This is a genomic window from Sphingobium sp. DN12 (genome assembly GCF_051058005.1).
Taxonomy (GTDB): domain Bacteria; phylum Pseudomonadota; class Alphaproteobacteria; order Sphingomonadales; family Sphingomonadaceae; genus Sphingobium; species Sphingobium yanoikuyae.
Genome location: NZ_CP173717.1, coordinates 2739577 through 2756724 on the forward strand (window position 1 = coordinate 2739577; position 17148 = coordinate 2756724).

Consider the following 17148-nt stretch of genomic DNA (forward strand, 5'->3'; position numbering starts at 1 on the left):
GCTGGCGCCATGAGCCAAGACCAGCATAGCGACGCGCCCCTGCGCCTGTTCAACAGCCTGACCCGGTCGATCGAGCCGTTCGCGCCGATCGAGCCCAACCATGCGCGCGTCTATAGCTGCGGCCCGACCGTCTATAATTATGCCCATATCGGCAATCTGCGCGCCTATGTGTTCGTCGACACGCTGCGCCGGACCCTGCTGTGGAAGGGGCTGGACGTCACCCAGATCATCAACATCACCGATGTCGGCCATCTGACGTCGGATGCCGACGCCGGCGACGACAAGATGGAGGCCGCCGCCCGCGCCAGCGCCAAGAGCATCTGGGACATTGCGGCCCATTACACCGAAGCCTTCAAGGCCAATATCGCCGACCTCAACATCATGGCGCCCAGCGAATGGACGGTTGCGACCGACTATGTGCCGCAGATGATCGCGTTCGCGCAGAAGATCGCCGACGTGCATTGCTACGAACTGGACAGCGGCCTCTATTTCGACAGCTCGACCGTGCCCAATTATGGTGCGCTGGCCGGCGGTCGCGACGATGCCGCCCATGCCCGCATCGATCCGGTGGTGGGCAAGCGCAACCCGAGCGACTTCGCGATCTGGCGCAAGTCGCCACCGGGCGAGCAGCGCCAGATGGAATGGGATAGCCCCTGGGGCAAGGGCGCGCCGGGCTGGCATCTGGAATGCTCGGTCATGTCGCAAGCGCGCCTGGGCCAGCCATTCGACATCCATACCGGCGGCATCGACCATCGCGAGATCCATCATCCCAACGAGATTGCCCAGAACCAGGCCTATTGCGGCTGCACCGATGCGCAGCCCGATTTCACCGGCGCGCGCTGGTGGATGCACAATAATTTCCTGGTCGACCGGCAGGGGAAGATGTCGAAGTCGAAGGGCGGCTTCACCACCCTGTTCAGCCTGGTCGACGCCGGCGTGCATCCGATCGCCTATCGCCTGCTGTGCCTGGGCGCCCATTATCGCAGCGAGTTGGAGTTCAGCGCCGACAATCTGGCCGCCGCGCTGACCCGCCTCAAGCGGCTGGTCATGGGCGTCGAGGGGCTGAAAAGCCGGGCCGAGGGCATCACCTGGCAGTCGGTCACGCTCGATTATCTGCGCGCCAATCTCCACCCCAAGCTGGTGCCGCTGCTGGAGCAGTTCGACGCCGCGATCGCCGACGACCTGATGACGCCGCGCGCCTTGCCGCTGCTGGAGGAAGCGATCGCCATGAAGAAGGTGCCGGTCGACGAGAAGCTGTGCCTGATCGCCGCCTTCGACCAGGCGCTGGGCCTGCGCCTGCTGGACCTCACCCGCGCCGAGTTGCGGGTGCAGCCCAAGGATGCGCAGATCACGCCCGAGGAGATCGAGGCCGAACTGGAACGCCGCACCGCCGCTCGCGCCGAAAAGGATTTCGCCCTGTCGGACGAGATACGCGACGCGCTGATCGCGCGCGGGGTGGAGGTGATGGACGGCGATCCGCTGCGCTGGGACTGGCGCCTGACACTGGCCTGATGGCTTGACGCCGTCCTGGGTTCGACCCAAGACGATATCGGGTCGAGAAAAGTGGGGCGCATCATGCTGTTTTCCACGCGCGCGGGCGCGTTGCTGCTGGCCTTGGCCGGCCCCGCGTTGCTGCCCGCTGCCGCCGCCCCGCAGCCCGCCTTCCGCACCGATGATCCGCGCTATGCCCGGCTCTACGCGCTGGAGGACAAGGCCGATGCGCTGTTCGAGAGCGACGATTATGCCCTGTCCATGTCGCAGAAGACGCGCGATGCCTGGACAGCGCTCGAAACGGCGGCATCCCACAACAAGGTGCAGGGCCAGGCCCATCCGCTGGCGGGGGTCGCGCTCATCAACCTGTCGTCGATGGACCAGATCGACGGTCGCAACCCCGACGCGCTCGCTCATGCGGACCGCGGCCTTGCCCTGCTGTCGCCCTTCCGCGACGCCTATCCGATCTACTGGATGCAGGGCCTGTCGATCAAAGGCTATGTCCAGGTCACGCTGAACCAGATCGGCGCCGGGGTCGAGACGCTGGCCGAAGCGAGCCGCTATATCGACGGCTATTTCGCCCGCACCGATCCCAAGGCGCTGGATGAATCGGCGATGATGCTGAAGTCCAACATCGCCTTCGCCCATGCCCAGGCACTGTCCCGCCTCGGCCGCAACAGCGAGGCGGTCGAAGCGCAGCGCCGCAGCATGGAGGCGCGGGTCGCCGCCAGCGGCCAGAACAGCGCGGACGCGGTCGGCGCCTATTATATGTATGCGCAGATGCTCTCGCGCGCGGATCGCGATGCCGAGGCGGAAATCTATGCCCGTCTGGCGGTGGATACCGCGACCGACCATGTCGATCGCAAGCATCCCAATTATGCCCGCGCGCTCGAAGCGCTGGGCCTGCTGCTCTCACGCACCGGGCGGCGCAACGAAAGCCTCGCCTATCTGGAACGATCGATCGCGATCAAGCGCGAGACCAGCGGCACGAAGAGCCTGGCCTTTGACTTCGCGCTGCAAAATCTCGGCAATCTGCTGCTGCCGCTGGAACGCTATGACGAGGCCGAACCGCTGTTCCTGGAGGCCGAGCGCGGCTTTCGTGACATCGAAGGTGACACCAGTCCGCAGTCCGCACGCGCGCTGGCCTTTGCCGGCGTCGCCGCTTTCGCCCAGGGACGCAGGGAAGAAGCGATCAGCCGGCTACAGACCGCGCTGGCGCGTGGCCGCACCGGCAGCGCCGAGGATCGCGACATGGGGCAGCGCGTCTATCCCTTTTTGATCCCCGCGCTGATCCAGGCCGGCCGGATGGACGAGGCGCGCGCTGCCGCCGCCGATTTCGACCGGGAAACCCGCCAACTCGACAATCTGCCCGGCTTCGCCATCGCCAATGCCGGCATGCTGTCCGCCTGGGCCAATGGCGGCGACAGCGTCGATGCGGCCTGCCGGCTGATCGCGCTGCTGCGCACCAGCCTCAGTCTGCAGGAGGACGGCGCCCTGACCGAGGATCAGCGCGCCGCGCTGGACAGCGTGCTGGCGATCGCGACACAGGCGCGCGATGCCGGGCTGGCGATGGACGCCATGGCCCTGCTCGCCGGGTCGGGCATCGTCCAGGCCAATCATCTGGTCGCGCAGCGGATGGTGGACGACCCCGCACTGGGCAACCGGGTCCGCGCGCTGCAGGACCGGACCCGCGCGCTACAGTCCGCCGACAGCCTGTTGCTGCAGGCGCTCGCCCGCGACGAAGGCGTCGCCGCCGCACGCGCCAGCCGTGCTACGCTCGCCAAGCAGGTCGATGCCGACCGCACCGCCATCGCCCATGATTTTCCCCGATGGCTGGAGGCGCGCGGCGGCGCCCTGCCCGACCTGACATCGCTGCAAGCCAATCTGGCGGCGGACGAGGCGCTGCTGGCGGTGACGCCGGCCTTTGACGGCGTCTATATCCTGGCCGTCAGCCGCGAACGGACCGCCATCATCCGGGCGCAGGAGACGCGCGCCGATCTGGTCGGCCGGATCGCGCGATTGCGCGCATCGCTGAGCGCCACCGGCTTCGACCAGCAAGGCGCCCATATCCTCTACACCCAGATCTTCACGCCCGATGTCCAAGCCGCGCTGGGCAAGGCGCAGCGCCTGCGGGTCGTGCCGACCGGCACTTTCGCCGCCCTGCCCTTTGCCATGCTGCCGCAAAGGCCGGTGCAGCATATCGACCGCAACACGCCCTGGCTGATCCGGCGCTATGCGCTGCGGATCGACAGCGGCTTCCGCCCGGTCGTGGCGCAAAAGCTGGCGGCGCAGGATGACCGGATGCTGGGCATCGGCGCGCCCCTGCCCTTTTCGCAGGAGACGCAGGCCATCGCCCTCAAGCAGCGTGGCGGCGGCGCGGCCACGCTGGCGCAATTGCCGCCCCTGCCCGGATCGGCCGAGGAATTGCGATCGGTCGCGCGCTATTTCGGCCCCGATCATGCCCGGCTGCTGATCGGCGCGAACGCCAGCGAGGCGATCCTGCGCACCAGCGACCTGCGCCCCTATTCGGTCATGCTGTTCGCCACCCATGGGCTGGTCGGCGGCCAGATGGAGGGACTGGACGAACCGGCCCTGCTGCTGTCGCCCCCCGATACGGATTCCGGCAATGACGGGATACTGACGGCATCGGAAGTGGCGCAGATGCGGATCGGCGCCGACTGGGTGATCCTGTCCGCCTGCAACACCGCCGCCGGCAGCAGCGCCCAGGCGCCGACCTATTCCGGCTTGGCCCAGGCATTCCGTTATGCTGGTGCCGGCGCCCTGCTGGTGTCGCACTGGCCGGTGCGGGACGATGCCGGCACCTTCATCACGGTCGAGACGGTCAAGGCCAACCGGCGCGGCACCTATCGCGGGGTGGCGCTGCAACGGGCGATGCTGAAGCTGATCCGGTCCGGCAAGCCGGACGCGGTGCAGCCCTATGTCTGGGCGCCCTTCATCCTCGTGGGGCAATAGCCGCTTGCGGATCGACCCGGTTGGCGAGCGGACGACCGGCGGCGAAATCGCTGATATTGGCCATCGTCGTCTCGGCGATGCTGGCCAGCGCCTCTTCGGTCAGGAATGCCTGATGCCCGGTGACCAGCACGTTGGGGAAGGTCAGCAGCCGCTGGAACAGATCATCCTCGATGATCTCGTTGGACAGATCCTCGAAGAACAGGTCCGCCTCCTGCTCATAGACGTCGAGCGCGACGCCGCCGATCTTGCGCGACTTGAGCCCCGCCACCAGCGCCTGCGTATCGATCAGCGCGCCGCGGCTGGTATTGACGATCACCAGTCCATCGCGCGCCCGGCCGATCGCGTCGGCATTGATGATATGGCGCGTATCCGGGGTCAGCGGGCAATGGAGCGAGACGATGTCGACCTGTTCCAGCAGGTCACGTGGCGGCACGTAGCGCACGCCCATCGCCAGCAGCTCGGGATCTTCCGCCACATCGCTCGCCAGCACCTCGCAGCCAAAGCCCAGCTTCAGCGTGCGGGCGACCAGCGCGCCGATCCGCCCGGTGCCGATCACGCCCGCCACCCGGCCATGGAGGTTGCGGCCGATCAGCCCGTCGAGCGCGAAATTATTTTCCCGCACCCGCGCCCAGGCGCGATGGATGCGCCGGTCGAGCGCCATCAGCAACGCGACGGTGAATTCCGCAACCGCATGGGGCGAATAGGCCGGCACCCGCACCACCGTCAGCCCCAGGTCCGCCGCCGCGACCAGATCGACATTATTATAGCCGGCACAGCGCAGCGCGATCAGCCGCGTGCCACCGGCCGCCAGCTTGGCCAGCACGGCTGCGTCCAGCCGGTCGTTGACGAACACGCAAACCGCCTCGAACCCTTCGCCCAGGCTCGCGGTGTCCGCGTCCAGACGGGGTTCCAGGAAATGCAATTCATGTCCCTGATTGGCGGCCGACAGGAAATGCCGGTCATAGCCCTTGGTGCCGAAGATCGCGATGCGCATGGCGCCATAGTGCCCGCCCGCCCGCCATCGTCAAGCCGCGGCATATACTGAGCCAGTCCGTTTTACATGTCGGCCAGTCCGGTTGGACAGGCTATCCCAAAGACGGCACTTTGCGTCGCATCCTCAACGATCCGATATGAGTGCCCCGCCCCCATGTTTGCGCTTCTGCTGGCGATCGCCGCCGCATCATCCAGCAAGGTTCCGCCGCCACCGCCCGCATCGGACGAAGGCGGCATCTACATGTTCGAGACCGGCTCCAGCCTGCTCGCCAAATGCCGCAACAAGGCGCCGGAATATAAGCTGGCCTGCACCGCATATATCGCCGGAGCGACCGACGGCATCCGCAAGGAGATGTTCCTGGGCCGCGCCCGCACCGTCTGCTGGCCCAAGCGGATGGCGGCCGAGGATGTGAAAAACACCGTCGTCGCCTATCTGGAGCGCTACCCCGATCAGCGTGGTGCTGCGGCGTCGGCGCTGGTCAGCATCGCCCTCAACGATCGCTATCCCTGCCAGAAATAAAGCCGCTCGATCAGTCTGATCGATAGTATCCTTGCGCAAAGAGGCGCTGCAACCGCTATAAACTTGCCCTGCCGGGCGGTTGCGCGTAGATGCGGCCCCTATTTTTTTGACGTGAAGGAGACTCGACGTGGCGGCGAAGTGGACGCCGGAAAGCTGGCGGGAGCATAAGGGCATCCAGATGCCCTTTTATCGGGACCAGGAGGCGCTTGCCTCGGTAGAGGCCCAGCTTGGCCAGTTTCCGCCCCTCGTCTTTGCGGGCGAGGCACGGAATCTGAAGGCCGATCTTGGCCGCGTCGCGAACGGCGAAGCCTTCCTGCTGCAGGGCGGCGACTGCGCCGAGAGCTTTGCCGAGTTCCATCCGAACAATATCCGCGACACGTTCCGCGTGCTGCTGCAGATGGCGGTCGTCCTGACCTTCGCCTCGAAGCTGCCGGTGGTGAAGGTCGGCCGCATGGCGGGCCAGTTCGCAAAGCCCCGCTCGGCCGATACCGAGACGATCGGCGGCGTGGAACTGCCCAGCTATCGCGGCGACAATGTCAACGACATCGCCTTCACGCCCGAAGCGCGCGAGCCCGATCCGCAGCGGATGATCCGCGCCTATAACCAGTCGGCGGCGACGCTGAACCTGGTGCGTGCCTTCTCGACCGGCGGCTATGCCAGCCTCGACCGGGTGCATGGCTGGATGCTCGATTTCATGGGTCGCAGCCCCTGGGCCGCGAAGTTCGAGGCGATGGCCGACCAGATCGGCCAGGCGCTCGACTTCATGCGCGCCTGTGGTCTGGACGCGGACAGCGTGCCGCAGCTTGGCGGCACCAGCTTCTACACCAGCCATGAGGCACTGCTGCTGCCGTTCGAACAGGCGCTGACCCGTCAGGACAGCCTGACCGGCGACTGGTATGACACCTCGGCGCACATGTTGTGGATCGGCGACCGCACCCGCTTCGAAGGGTCGTCGCATGTCGAATATCTGCGCGGCATCGGCAATCCCATCGGCATGAAGTGCGGCCCGACCCTGGAGCCGGACGAATTGCTGCGCCTGCTCGACCTGTTGAACCCGAAGCGGGAAGCCGGTCGCATCACGCTCATCACCCGCTATGGCCATGACAAGATCGAGGCCGGCCTGCCCAAGCTGGTGCGGGCGGTGAAGCGCGAGGGGCATTCGGTGGTCTGGTCCTGCGACCCGATGCACGGCAATGTCATCAAGGCGGCCAATGGCTACAAGACGCGGCCGTTCGACCGCATCCTGGCCGAAGTGCGCGGCTTCTTTGCCGTGCATCGCGCCGAAGGGACGTTCGGTGGCGGCATCCATGCCGAAATGACCGGTCAGAATGTCACCGAATGCACCGGCGGTGCGATCGCGATCACCGACGAAGGTCTGGCCGATCGCTATCACACCCATTGCGATCCGCGCCTCAACGCGGCGCAGAGCCTGGAACTGGCTTTCCTGTTGGCAGAAATGCTGAACGAGGAACTGAAGGAACGCCGCGCCGCGGCCTGACGAAAAAGGAACCGGCCCCTCCGAATCGCAAGGAGGGGCCGGCCCAGCCGGCTTCTGCCCCCTGTTCAGCCGGGATCTGCGATCGGGTCGAACTCCAGATGCAGGTGCCGCAGCGCCCGCAATATATAGGTGGGCTCATAATCGAAGCGCAGCGCCTCACCCGCCCCATGATGAGCCGGCGACAGGCGGATATTGCCCATCCGTGCCAATAGCCGTTCGATGCTGACCGCTACCTCGCGCCGGGCGAGCGGCGCGCCGATGCAGGTATGGGCGCCCCGGCCGAACGCCAGATGCTCCTTGGCGCGCGGCCGATCCATGTCGAACTGCGCCGGATTGTCGAAGCGGCGCGGATCGCGATTGGCGGCCATGTGCGACATCAGGATCGTCGTCCCCGCCTTGATCTCGACCCCGCCCAGTTCCGTCGTCCGCGTGCAGATGCGCCCGCCACTCTTCACCGACCCGTCATAGCGCAGCACTTCCTCCAGGAAATTGGGGATGCGCTTGGGGTCGGCGCGCAACTGCGCCTGGATATCCGGCCGGATCGCGATGATGCGGAAGGCGTTGGCCAGCAGCCGGTTGGTCGTGTCCTGCCCCGCGCCGAACAGGAAGGCCGCCATCGCCGTCAGGTCGACCAGGGTCGGGCTCGTCCCATCAGGGAACTTCGCCAGCGCCAGCGTCGTCAATATGTCCTTCTTCTCCGTGTCCGCGCCCAGCAGCCGGCGTACCGGCAGCACCGCCGGATGGTTCAGGAAGCGGCGCCAGGCGATGTAGCGGAACATATGCTTGCCAAGGCCGACCAGCGGATTGTGCTTCAGATCCTCGGGCGATCCGTCGATCTGGGCCGGCACCGCCCCTTCCAGCAGGACGCGGAAGGCCGCGCGCCCCTTGGCCGGGATGCCCAGCAGATCGGCGATCACCAGCGTCGCATAGGGGCCGCCATATTGGCGCACCAGATCGACCTTACCGTCGGCGGCAAACTCGTCGATCAGGCTGTCGGCGGTCGCATAGAGGGATGGCTCCAGCGCCTTCAACCGGCTGGGGGTGAACAGGCTGCCGATCACCGATCGCAACTTGGCATGGCGGGTGCCGCTTTCCGTCACGATCTGGTCGGCGAAGGCGATCTTGGGCCGGGCGGCCTCCAGTTCCGCCGCGATGTCGTCGCCCTGCGGCGTGAAGGGCAAGTCCGTCATCGGCCCGGTCACGGCGTTGATGCTGGAAAAATGCTCGGTGTCGAGCATCACCTGCACCGTTTCCTCATAGCCCGTCACCGCCACCACATTGCGATGGGGCAGCCGCGTCACCGGCCCCTGGGCGCGCAGAAAGTCGAAATAGGCATGGGGATCATCAACCAGATCCACATCCTTGTAGAAGTCCGCCGTGGCGTAATCGCGCATGATCCTCACCCATTTATGATATACATTGGATCATATCATCCACCCTGCCGCTGTCAACGACGGCAAAATGGTAAAGCAAATCGCAGGGCTTTCGCGCTAGGACAGCGCCATGCATGGGTCGGCACCACAGGAAAGCAGCATGATCGGGGCGGGTCGTTATCGCCGCGACATTGACGGGCTGCGCGCCATCGCCATCCTGCCGGTGCTGCTCTTCCATGCCCATGTGCCAGGCTTTTCCGGCGGCTATGTCGGCGTCGACATCTTCTTCGTGATCTCCGGCTTCCTCATCACCGGCATCATCGCACGCGAGGTGGATGAACAGCGCTTCTCGCTCGTCCATTTCTACGAACGCCGCTTCCGCCGGATCATGCCGGCGCTCAGCCTGATGATCCTGGCCGTGCTGGCGGCGGCCTGCTGGCTCTATCTGCCCGGCGATATAGAAGGCGTGCCGAAATCCGCGCTCGCCGCCACGCTGTTCGCCTCCAACCTCTGGTTCTTCACCGATACCGGCTATTTCGCTGGCGGCGCGGACGTAAAGCCCTTGCTCCACAGCTGGTCGCTGGCGGTGGAGGAGCAATTCTACATCGGCTTCCCGATCCTGCTCATGCTGATCGCGCGCTTTGCCGCCCGCTGGCGCAGCCTGATCGTCGGCGCGATCGCCGCGATTTCGCTGGCACTGGCGATCGCGCTTCAGCGCGACACCAGCGGCTTCACCTTCTACCTGCTGCCCACCCGCGCCTGGGAATTATTTGCGGGCGCCTTGCTGGCGCTCGGCGCCATCCCGGCGACACGGGCGCGCTGGCTGCGGGAGGCGCTTGCGTGGAGTGGCCTTCTATCTGTCACCTTCGCTGTCATCTTCTATACGCGCGAGACCGTTTTCCCCGGCATCACCGCCCTGCCCCCGGTGCTGGGCGCGGCGCTGCTGCTGCACAGCGCGCCGGGTACCAGCGTCGGGCGCCTGCTCAGCCTGCCCCCTTTCGTCGGCGTGGGCCTCATCTCCTACTCCCTCTATCTGTGGCACTGGCCGCTGATCGTCTTCACCGAATATGCGACCGATGCGGCCCTGACCGGATCGACGGCCATCGCGGTCGTGACAGCCTCCTTGGTCGCCGCCATCCTCTCCTGGCGCTTCGTCGAGCGCCCCTTCCGCGATGCCCGCCGCATCCCCGCCCTGCGCATCTTCCAGTTCACCGGCGGCGCCATGGCGCTACTGTGCCTCCTGTCGTTGGCTCTGCTGGCGATGGGCGGCTGGCCGCAGCGCTTTGCGCCGCAGGTGCTGCAACTCGCCGCCGGCCGCACCGACATCAGCCCCGCGCGCAAGGCCTGCCACGACACGTTCGCCCGCGGTGCCCAGCCCTGCATTCTCGGTGCCAAGGTCCGACCCGACGCCCTGCTCTGGGGCGACAGCCATGGCGTCGAAATGGCCTATGCCCTGTCGCTCAGGGCCAGGGCAGAAGGCCGCGCCCTGATCGAGCGGACCACGTCCAGTTGCCCGCCGGTACTGGGCTATGACGCGCCCAAGGATGCCCGCTGCGCCCGCGCCAACCAGGCCGCCCTTGCAGCCATCCGTGCCGATCCGGGCATCCGCCGCGTCTATCTCGCCGCCTTCTGGGCCAATGGCGAATTTGACGATCCCGCCTTCGTCGCGAAGCTGGATGCCACCATCCGCGCCCTGCGCGCTGAAGAACGGCAGGTCATCCTGATCGGACCGGTGCCGCCCCAGCCCTTTGACGTGCCACGCCATCTGGCCCATCTCGCCCGCGCCGGCGATCTTGCGCAGGCGCAGGGCGTGGAACGCGCCACGATCGAGGCCCGCACCCGCAATCTGCGCGCACTCTTTGCCCGCTGGCAGGCACGGGGCGTGACGCTGATCGATCCGATGGCGCGGCTATGCGATGCCCGCCGCTGCACCATCATCCATGACGGCAAGCCGCTCTATTTCGATTCCCATCATCTGAGCCTTGCCGGCGCCCGGCTGGTGATCGGCGAATAGGCTATTCCGCCGCCATCGCGTAGCTGCGCGGCAGTTCGTTCGCCAGTGCCTCGGCAATGGCCGCCACCACGCCCTGCATGCGCGTCAGCCCCGGCCCCGGCCGATCGAGCGTGACGTCGAGATAAAGGGCACGGTCCACCTCCAGCTGCAGCGCATGGAAACCACGCTCCGGCCGGCCATGCCGCTCGATCAAATGATCGCCGGCATAGGGATGGTTCTGCGACGTCAGCACGCCATGCCCGGCCGCGACATCGGCTGCCAGCATCATCAGCCGTGTCGCGGCGCTGCGGCCGAAGCGATCGCCCAGCACCAGCGCCGGGGCAGCCTGTCCGGCGGCCGGCGGCGGCAGCGGCGGCATCGAATGCAGGTCGATCAGGATGGCATGACCATGCCGCTCCCGCGCGGCCGTCATCATCTGTGCCAGCCGGGCATGATAGGGCCGATGCACCGCCTCGATCCGCCGCCGCGCTTCCTCCCAGGGGATCGGACGCTGCCACAATTCCAGGGCGCCGGGCAGGCGACGGGGAATGAGGCCCAGCCCGCCGCGCAATTTGGCGCTGCTCTGCAGCGGCTGATCGCGGGGCAGACCGGTCACCATCACCGGATCCAGCTCCCGCTCATGCCGGTTGAGGTCGATCATCGCACGCGGCGCGCGGGCGACCAGCACGCTGTAGCCCCGCGCGACCAGCGGCCCTGCCAGCATGTCGGCCCAGCGATCCTCCAGCCGGCGCAGCACCTCCGGCCGCACCCGCGCCAGAGCCAGCAAATCAGGGGAATAGTCGCGCCCGGCATGGGGCACGGACACAATCAGCGGACCATTGGGAAGAGCAGGACCATGAAGATCATAGGCCGCCGTCGATTCGGTTGGCGGACACGTACCAAAATGATCCAACGCCATTCCTTTCACCGGCCGTGGAAAAATATGGTCGGCTGGATAATCTTTAATCCTTGTCGCATATATCCGAACGGCTTGCCAGTCTGTGGGCAAGGCAAGGGGCGCCGCGGAAGACGGCTTACAGGAAATTTGGGGTCAATGGTTCGAATCCTGCTGGCGGAAGATGATGACAGCATGCGCGCCTATCTGGCGCGGGCGCTGGAAAAGTCGGGTTATGAGGTGGTGGCGGTCGCCACCGGCACCCAGGCCGTGCCGCATATCGAATCGGATCGGTTCGACCTGCTGCTGACCGACATCGTCATGCCCGAAATGGACGGCATCGAACTGGCGCAGCACACGGCCAATGTCGCGCCCCAGACCCGCATCATGTTCATCACCGGCTTTGCCGCCGTGACGCTGAAAGCCGGCAAGGCGGTGCCGCAGGCGAAGGTGCTGTCAAAGCCCTTCCACCTGCGCGACCTGGTGCTGGAAGTCGAACGAATGTTCGGCAGCGAGACGCTGACCGGCCTTAGCTGAGCGCTTCGGCCTCATCCGCGACCTGCCCCAGCGGCGGCAGCGGCTTGCCCGCCATGGCCGCCGCAAAGCGCTCGCGATCCAGGCCCTTTTCCCAGACCGACACCACCACCGTCGCCACCGCATTGCCGACGAAGTTGGTAAGGCTGCGGCATTCGCTCATGAAGCGATCGACGCCCAGGATCAGGGTCATGCCTGCGACCGGCACCGACGGCACGATCGACAGGGTGGCGGCCAGGGTGATGAAGCCCGCGCCGGTGACGCCCGCCGCGCCCTTGGACGACAGCATCGCCACCAGCAGCAGCAATATCTGTTCCTCCAGGCTCAGATGCACATTGGTCGCCTGCGCGATGAACAGCGCCGCCAGCGTCATGTAGATATTGGTGCCGTCGAGGTTGAAGCTGTATCCGGTCGGCACGACCAGCCCGACCACCGACTTGCGGCACCCCGCCTGTTCCATCTTCTCGATCAGGCTGGGCAGCGCCGCTTCCGACGAGGATGTGCCCAGCACCAGCAGCAGTTCGGCGCGCAGGTAGCGGATCAGGTGCAGGATGTTGAAGCCGGCGAACCAGGCGACCGTCCCCAGCACGACGAGCACGAACAGCAGCGAGGTGAGGTAGAAGGTCGCGACCAGCCCGGCGAGGTTGGCGAGCGTCCCGACGCCATATTTGGCCACGGTGAAGGCCATTGCGCCGAACGCGCCAAAGGGCGCTGCCTTCATCAGGAAGGACACCAGCTTGAAGATGGCGAGGCTGGCCGATTCCAGCACCGTCATCAGCGGCTCGGCCTTTTCCCCGATCATGCTGAGCGCGATGCCGAACAGGATCGCGACGAACAGCACCTGCAGGATATTATGCCCGTCGGCCACCGCAGACACCAGGGTCGCGGGAATGACGTTCAGCAGGAAGGCGACCAGCGTGCGGTCATGCGCCTGCTGCGCATAATCGGCGATCTTGCTGGCATCCAGGGTCGCCGGATCGATGTTGAGCCCGGCGCCAGGCTGAACGACATTGGCGATGATCAGGCCGACGATCAGCGCCAGGGTGGAGAAGGTCAGGAAATAGGCAAAGGCCTTGGCCGCGACCCGGCCGATCGCGCCCAGTTCCTTCATGCCGGCAATGCCGGTGACGATCGTCAGGAAGATGACCGGCGCGATGATCATCCGCACCAGCGCGATGAAGGCATCGCCCAGCGGCTTCATCGCTTCGCCCGTCGCCGGGAAATAATGGCCGAGCAGCACGCCCAGCGCGATCGCCACCAGCACCTGGAAATAGAGATGGCGATAGAAGGGGAGCGGCCGAACCGGTTCCGTCGGCGTCGATGGCGTAGGCAACATGATGTTTTTGCGTCCCCCCTTATTTGCACCGCAGCATATGGCCTCCCCACCCCCTGTCCAGCGGGTTGGAAAAGTTTCTACAAAAAAGTGTCATTTAGCGCTTGCGCGAGTCACCGACCCCCGTTATTGGCCCCCTCCACGGCGGGCGTGTAGCTCAGTGGTAGAGCACTGTGTTGACATCGCAGGGGTCGCAAGTTCAATCCTTGCCACGCCCACCATGATAAGGCCTTGGAAGTCTCCGGATTTCCGAGGCCTTATTTTTTGCCCTTTTCCGGCTATGACGCGCAGCAGCGAGACGGAGACCAGCAGATGACGGCGACATGTGTAGTGATGGGCGGACGGCGGGTGCTGTTCGTGATGGCGATCGACGCCGAATATGGCCCGCATCTGCAAGCCCGGATCAGCCCGCTGATGACCGGCGTCGGCCCGGTCGAGGCGGCGCTGGCCATGGCCGTGACGCTCGACCGGATGGCGCAGGCGGGCACCCTGCCCGATCTGGTCGTGTCGCTGGGCTCCGCCGGGTCGCGGGTGGGCATGCTGGGCGAGGTCTATCAGGTCGCCAGCGTCTCCTGGCGGGACATGGATGCCTCTCGTCTGGGCTTCACCAAGGGGGTGACGCCGCTGATCGACCATCCGGTCGACATTCCGCTGGTCACGCCGCTCGAAATCCGCGCCCTGCGCCTGTCGACCGGCGCCAATGTCGTGGGCGGCGAGGAATATACCGCGATCGATGCCGACATGGTCGACATGGAGACTTTTGCGATCGCCCGCGCCTGCCAGCGTTTCGGCGTGCCGCTGATGGGGTTGCGCGGCATTTCCGATGGGCCGGGCGAGCTTGAAGACATGCTCGGCTGGACGCAGTTGCTCTCGCTGATCGACGAGAAGCTGGCGGTGGCCGTCGATGCCCTGGGCGAGGCGCTTTAACAGCCGCCCGGCTGGCGCGCGGCGTCGCGCGGCCAGGACAGTTCATAGGTGACGAGGAAGCCGTCATGGTCGGACAATTCCGGCCCGCTCGGCCCACCATCGAACATCGCCTCCACCCGGATCGGGCGGACCGACACCCGATCGCCCGGCCAGAAGAATTGCAGATCCTGCGTATCCATCCACGGCTCGTCGCCATCCCAGGACATGCGTACATCGCAGCCTGACGCCGCATCGGCGCAGACGCGATGGACCAGGTTGAGCGCCTGATAGCGGGAGAAATTCTCCCAGCGCGGTTCGGAATGGCGCATGTTGAAATCGCCACCAAAGATCAGCGGATAGGCGTCGTCATGGCTTGCATCGATGAAGGCCGAGGCTTCGAGCGCCTGCCGTTCATGCGCGGCGAGATTGCGCGGTCCGGGCGCGCGGGAAGCCCCGCGCGAGTTCATGTGCGTGTCATAAATGTCAATCGGCGTCGGCACGCCGGGCATGGCGATGCGGGCCAGCACGATTCCCTTGTTCGACAGGCAATCGAGGCCAGCGCAGGATTTGCGGCCATAGGCCCGCTTCTGCGTCAGGAGAATCGGATAGCGCGAGGCGACGGCCAGGCCACTGCCGGAAAAATGGATGCCAATCTCGCCCCGATTGATATGCGACTTGCCCGGCAGCTTGTCCTTGGTCGACCCGCGCGCGCGGGTCGTACGATGCGGACCGGCGGCGATTGCCGGATAGCCGGTATCGGCCACCGCCTGCTTTGCCGATCCGCTGAACATTTCCTGGAACAGCACCACGTCGGGTGCCGTCCCCGCCGCGCGCATGGCGGCCAGTCGCTCCGCTATCTGGTCAAGTGACGGCCCACGCCCGCTGCGTGCCGGCCAGCCCAGCCCCTCGATATTATAGGTCAGCACCGACAGGGTGGTGGTGATCCGCTGCGCATCCGAGGCGGCGAGCGCAGGCGCGACTGTCGCGCCACAGGACAATTCGCGATAGGGGGCCGGCGTCGCACAGGCCGATAGCAGCAGCGGCGCCACACAGGCACCGAACCGGCTGAGGAAGCGGGAAGTAGCGGCCATATGCTCCTCGTCATCGGATCGGCGCATCATGACGCGAAAGGGCGCCGGCGACAACCGGCGCCTGGACCGGATCAGTCGCCCTCGAACAACAGGATCGCGCGCGAGGGGACACCGTCCTGCTCCAGCGCGGCAAGCCCGCCCAGATCCGGCAGGTCGATCGCGAACAGCGCCATCAGGACCTGCGCGCCCTGCTCGCGCAGCAGCCGCGCCGCCGCCTGCGCCGTCCCGCCGGTGGCGATCAGGTCGTCGACCAGCAGCACGCGCGCGCCCTGTGGCACCTGCCCTTCATGCAGTTCCAGCCGGTCGGTGCCATATTCCAGCACATAGTCGATGCCGACGGTCTTGCCCGGCAGCTTGCCCTTCTTGCGGACCGGCACGAAACCCTTGCCCAGCTTCAGCGCCAGCGCCGCGCCCAGGATGAAGCCCCGCGCCTCCACGCCGACGATCAGGTCGGGGTCGAGCGGTCCTGCCACCTTCGCCATCTGGTCGATCAGTTCGGCCAGACCCGGCCCATCGGCCAGCAGGGTCGTGATGTCGCGGAACTGGATGCCCGGCTTGGGGAAGTCGGGGATGGTGCGGACCAGCGCGGTCAAACTGTCGATGCTCATGGTTGAAGCCCCATAAGGAAAGGGCGCGCTCCCGACAAGGAAGCGCGCCCTTTCTTTCATGCCGTCGGGCAGAAGTGCGGTCAGGCCGCCTTCTTCTTGTCCGCCCAGATATTCTGATAGGCCATATAGGCAAGGCCCGTGGCGATCAGCAGGAAGAGGATCGTCGCCACGCCCGCGCGGCGGCGATTTTCCAGCTTCGGCTCGGCCGTCCAGGTAAGGAAGGCGGCCACGTCCTGCGACATCTGGTCGATGGTCGGCTTGGTGCCGTCGCCATAGGTCACCTGGCCATCGGCCGACAGCGGCGGCGCCATGGCAAGGTTCAGGTTGGCGAAATAGGGGTTGAAGTGCAGCCCCTCGGGCGTCTTGGCATCCGGGAAATGCTTGAGCAGTTCGGCCGGCTGTTCCTGGAAGCCCGTCAGCAGCGAATAGACATAGGCCGAGCCATGATGGCGCGCCTTGGTCATCAGCGACAGATCCGGCGGGATCGCATTATTGTTCGCCGCCGCCGCCGCGACATTGTTCGCGAAGGGAGACGGGAAATAATCGGCCGGAATGCCGTCGCGGGTCGAGGCCTCGCCCGTCGCCGGATCGACGCTGGGGGTCTTGATCGCCCAGTTCTTGGCGATCGCCTTGATCTCCGCCTCGTTATAACCAATGCCGGCCAGATCGCGGAAGGCGACGAACTTCAGGCTGTGGCAGGCCGAGCAGACCTCCTTGAACACCTGGAAGCCACGCTGGAGCTGCTGATTGTCATAGCGGCCCAGCGGCCCGTCGAACGAGAAGGAGACATGTTTTGGGGCCAGGTGGAACTCATGCTCCACCGTCTTGGCCGGAGGCTCCACCACGTAGGAATAGGCACCCACGAGGAAGGAGATGAGCAGCCAGCCGGCGAAGAAGAGGCCGACAAGGAATGCGCCGATGCGTACCATGCTTGTCTTCC

14 protein-coding genes and 1 tRNA gene are annotated in these 17148 nt (G+C 66.0%); 8 read left to right on the forward strand and 7 right to left on the reverse strand.

Annotation, left to right across the window (positions count from 1 at the left end; genetic code table 11):
- The first annotated feature begins 9 nt into the window (after positions 1–9).
- Entirely contained in the window at positions 10–1512 is a 1503-nt protein-coding gene (gene cysS, locus ACI6S0_RS13000) for a cysteine--tRNA ligase (RefSeq protein ID WP_434403293.1), read from the forward strand.
- Between the two features lie 63 nt (positions 1513–1575).
- A complete protein-coding gene (locus ACI6S0_RS13005; protein WP_434403294.1) occupies positions 1576–4464 on the forward strand; it encodes a CHAT domain-containing protein in 2889 nt (962 codons plus the stop codon).
- Here the strand turns inward: ACI6S0_RS13005 and ACI6S0_RS13010 are convergent.
- Positions 4445–5458: a 2-hydroxyacid dehydrogenase gene (locus tag ACI6S0_RS13010; RefSeq protein ID WP_125986264.1), complete on the reverse strand. Its 1014-nt coding sequence runs from the start codon at positions 5456–5458 to the stop codon at positions 4445–4447. The genes ACI6S0_RS13005 and ACI6S0_RS13010 overlap by 20 nt on opposite strands.
- A gap of 153 nt (positions 5459–5611) precedes the next feature.
- Between ACI6S0_RS13010 and ACI6S0_RS13015 the strand changes: the two genes are divergently transcribed.
- Positions 5612–5977: a Rap1a/Tai family immunity protein gene (locus ACI6S0_RS13015; RefSeq protein WP_099231356.1), complete on the forward strand. Its 366-nt coding sequence runs from the start codon at positions 5612–5614 to the stop codon at positions 5975–5977.
- A gap of 127 nt (positions 5978–6104) precedes the next feature.
- A complete protein-coding gene (locus ACI6S0_RS13020) occupies positions 6105–7475 on the forward strand; it encodes a class II 3-deoxy-7-phosphoheptulonate synthase (protein ID WP_004208138.1) in 1371 nt (456 codons plus the stop codon).
- A gap of 65 nt (positions 7476–7540) precedes the next feature.
- Here ACI6S0_RS13020 and ACI6S0_RS13025 read toward each other — a convergent pair whose 3' ends face one another.
- Positions 7541–8869 (reverse strand): cytochrome P450, encoded by a 1329-nt coding sequence (locus tag ACI6S0_RS13025; RefSeq protein ID WP_214863035.1) that lies wholly within the window; start codon positions 8867–8869, stop codon positions 7541–7543.
- Between the two features lie 139 nt (positions 8870–9008).
- Here ACI6S0_RS13025 and ACI6S0_RS13030 point away from each other — a divergent pair, with 139 nt between their 5' ends.
- On the forward strand, positions 9009–10862 hold the full coding sequence (locus ACI6S0_RS13030) for an acyltransferase family protein (RefSeq protein ID WP_434403295.1): 1854 nt from the start codon (positions 9009–9011) through the stop codon (positions 10860–10862).
- 1 nt (position 10863) lies between these two features.
- On the opposite strand, the gene ACI6S0_RS13035 is transcribed toward ACI6S0_RS13030, so the two are convergent.
- Entirely contained in the window at positions 10864–11760 is an 897-nt protein-coding gene (locus ACI6S0_RS13035; RefSeq protein WP_434403296.1) for an N-formylglutamate amidohydrolase, read from the reverse strand.
- Between the two features lie 135 nt (positions 11761–11895).
- Between ACI6S0_RS13035 and cpdR the strand changes: the two genes are divergently transcribed.
- A complete protein-coding gene (gene cpdR, locus ACI6S0_RS13040; RefSeq protein ID WP_004208143.1) occupies positions 11896–12273 on the forward strand; it encodes a cell cycle two-component system response regulator CpdR in 378 nt (125 codons plus the stop codon).
- Here cpdR and ACI6S0_RS13045 read toward each other — a convergent pair.
- On the reverse strand, positions 12266–13606 hold the full coding sequence (locus tag ACI6S0_RS13045) for a dicarboxylate/amino acid:cation symporter (protein WP_125986273.1): 1341 nt from the start codon (positions 13604–13606) through the stop codon (positions 12266–12268). The two genes, cpdR and ACI6S0_RS13045, sit on opposite strands and share 8 nt — an antisense overlap.
- Before the next feature lie 143 nt (positions 13607–13749).
- Here ACI6S0_RS13045 and ACI6S0_RS13050 point away from each other — a divergent pair.
- Together ACI6S0_RS13050 and ACI6S0_RS13055 are read left to right on the forward strand one after the other, a co-directional pair.
- Positions 13750–13824: transfer RNA gene (locus ACI6S0_RS13050), tRNA-Val, on the forward strand.
- Between the two features lie 91 nt (positions 13825–13915).
- Positions 13916–14530 (forward strand): 5'-methylthioadenosine/S-adenosylhomocysteine nucleosidase, encoded by a 615-nt coding sequence (locus ACI6S0_RS13055; protein WP_434403298.1) that lies wholly within the window; start codon positions 13916–13918, stop codon positions 14528–14530.
- Here the strand turns inward: ACI6S0_RS13055 and ACI6S0_RS13060 are convergent.
- The 3 genes from ACI6S0_RS13060 to ACI6S0_RS13070 all read right to left on the reverse strand — a co-directional run bounded on the left by ACI6S0_RS13060 (position 14527) and on the right by ACI6S0_RS13070 (position 17137).
- The gene (locus tag ACI6S0_RS13060; RefSeq protein WP_434403299.1) at positions 14527–15600 is read right to left on the reverse strand and encodes an endonuclease/exonuclease/phosphatase family protein; all 1074 of its coding nucleotides are present in this window, start codon (positions 15598–15600) and stop codon (positions 14527–14529) included. The genes ACI6S0_RS13055 and ACI6S0_RS13060 overlap by 4 nt on opposite strands.
- A 71-nt stretch (positions 15601–15671) precedes the next feature.
- Positions 15672–16208: an adenine phosphoribosyltransferase gene (locus ACI6S0_RS13065; RefSeq protein WP_004208158.1), complete on the reverse strand. Its 537-nt coding sequence runs from the start codon at positions 16206–16208 to the stop codon at positions 15672–15674.
- A gap of 80 nt (positions 16209–16288) precedes the next feature.
- Positions 16289–17137 (reverse strand): cytochrome c1, encoded by an 849-nt coding sequence (locus tag ACI6S0_RS13070; RefSeq protein WP_037507701.1) that lies wholly within the window; start codon positions 17135–17137, stop codon positions 16289–16291.
- Positions 17138–17148 lie beyond the last annotated feature (11 nt).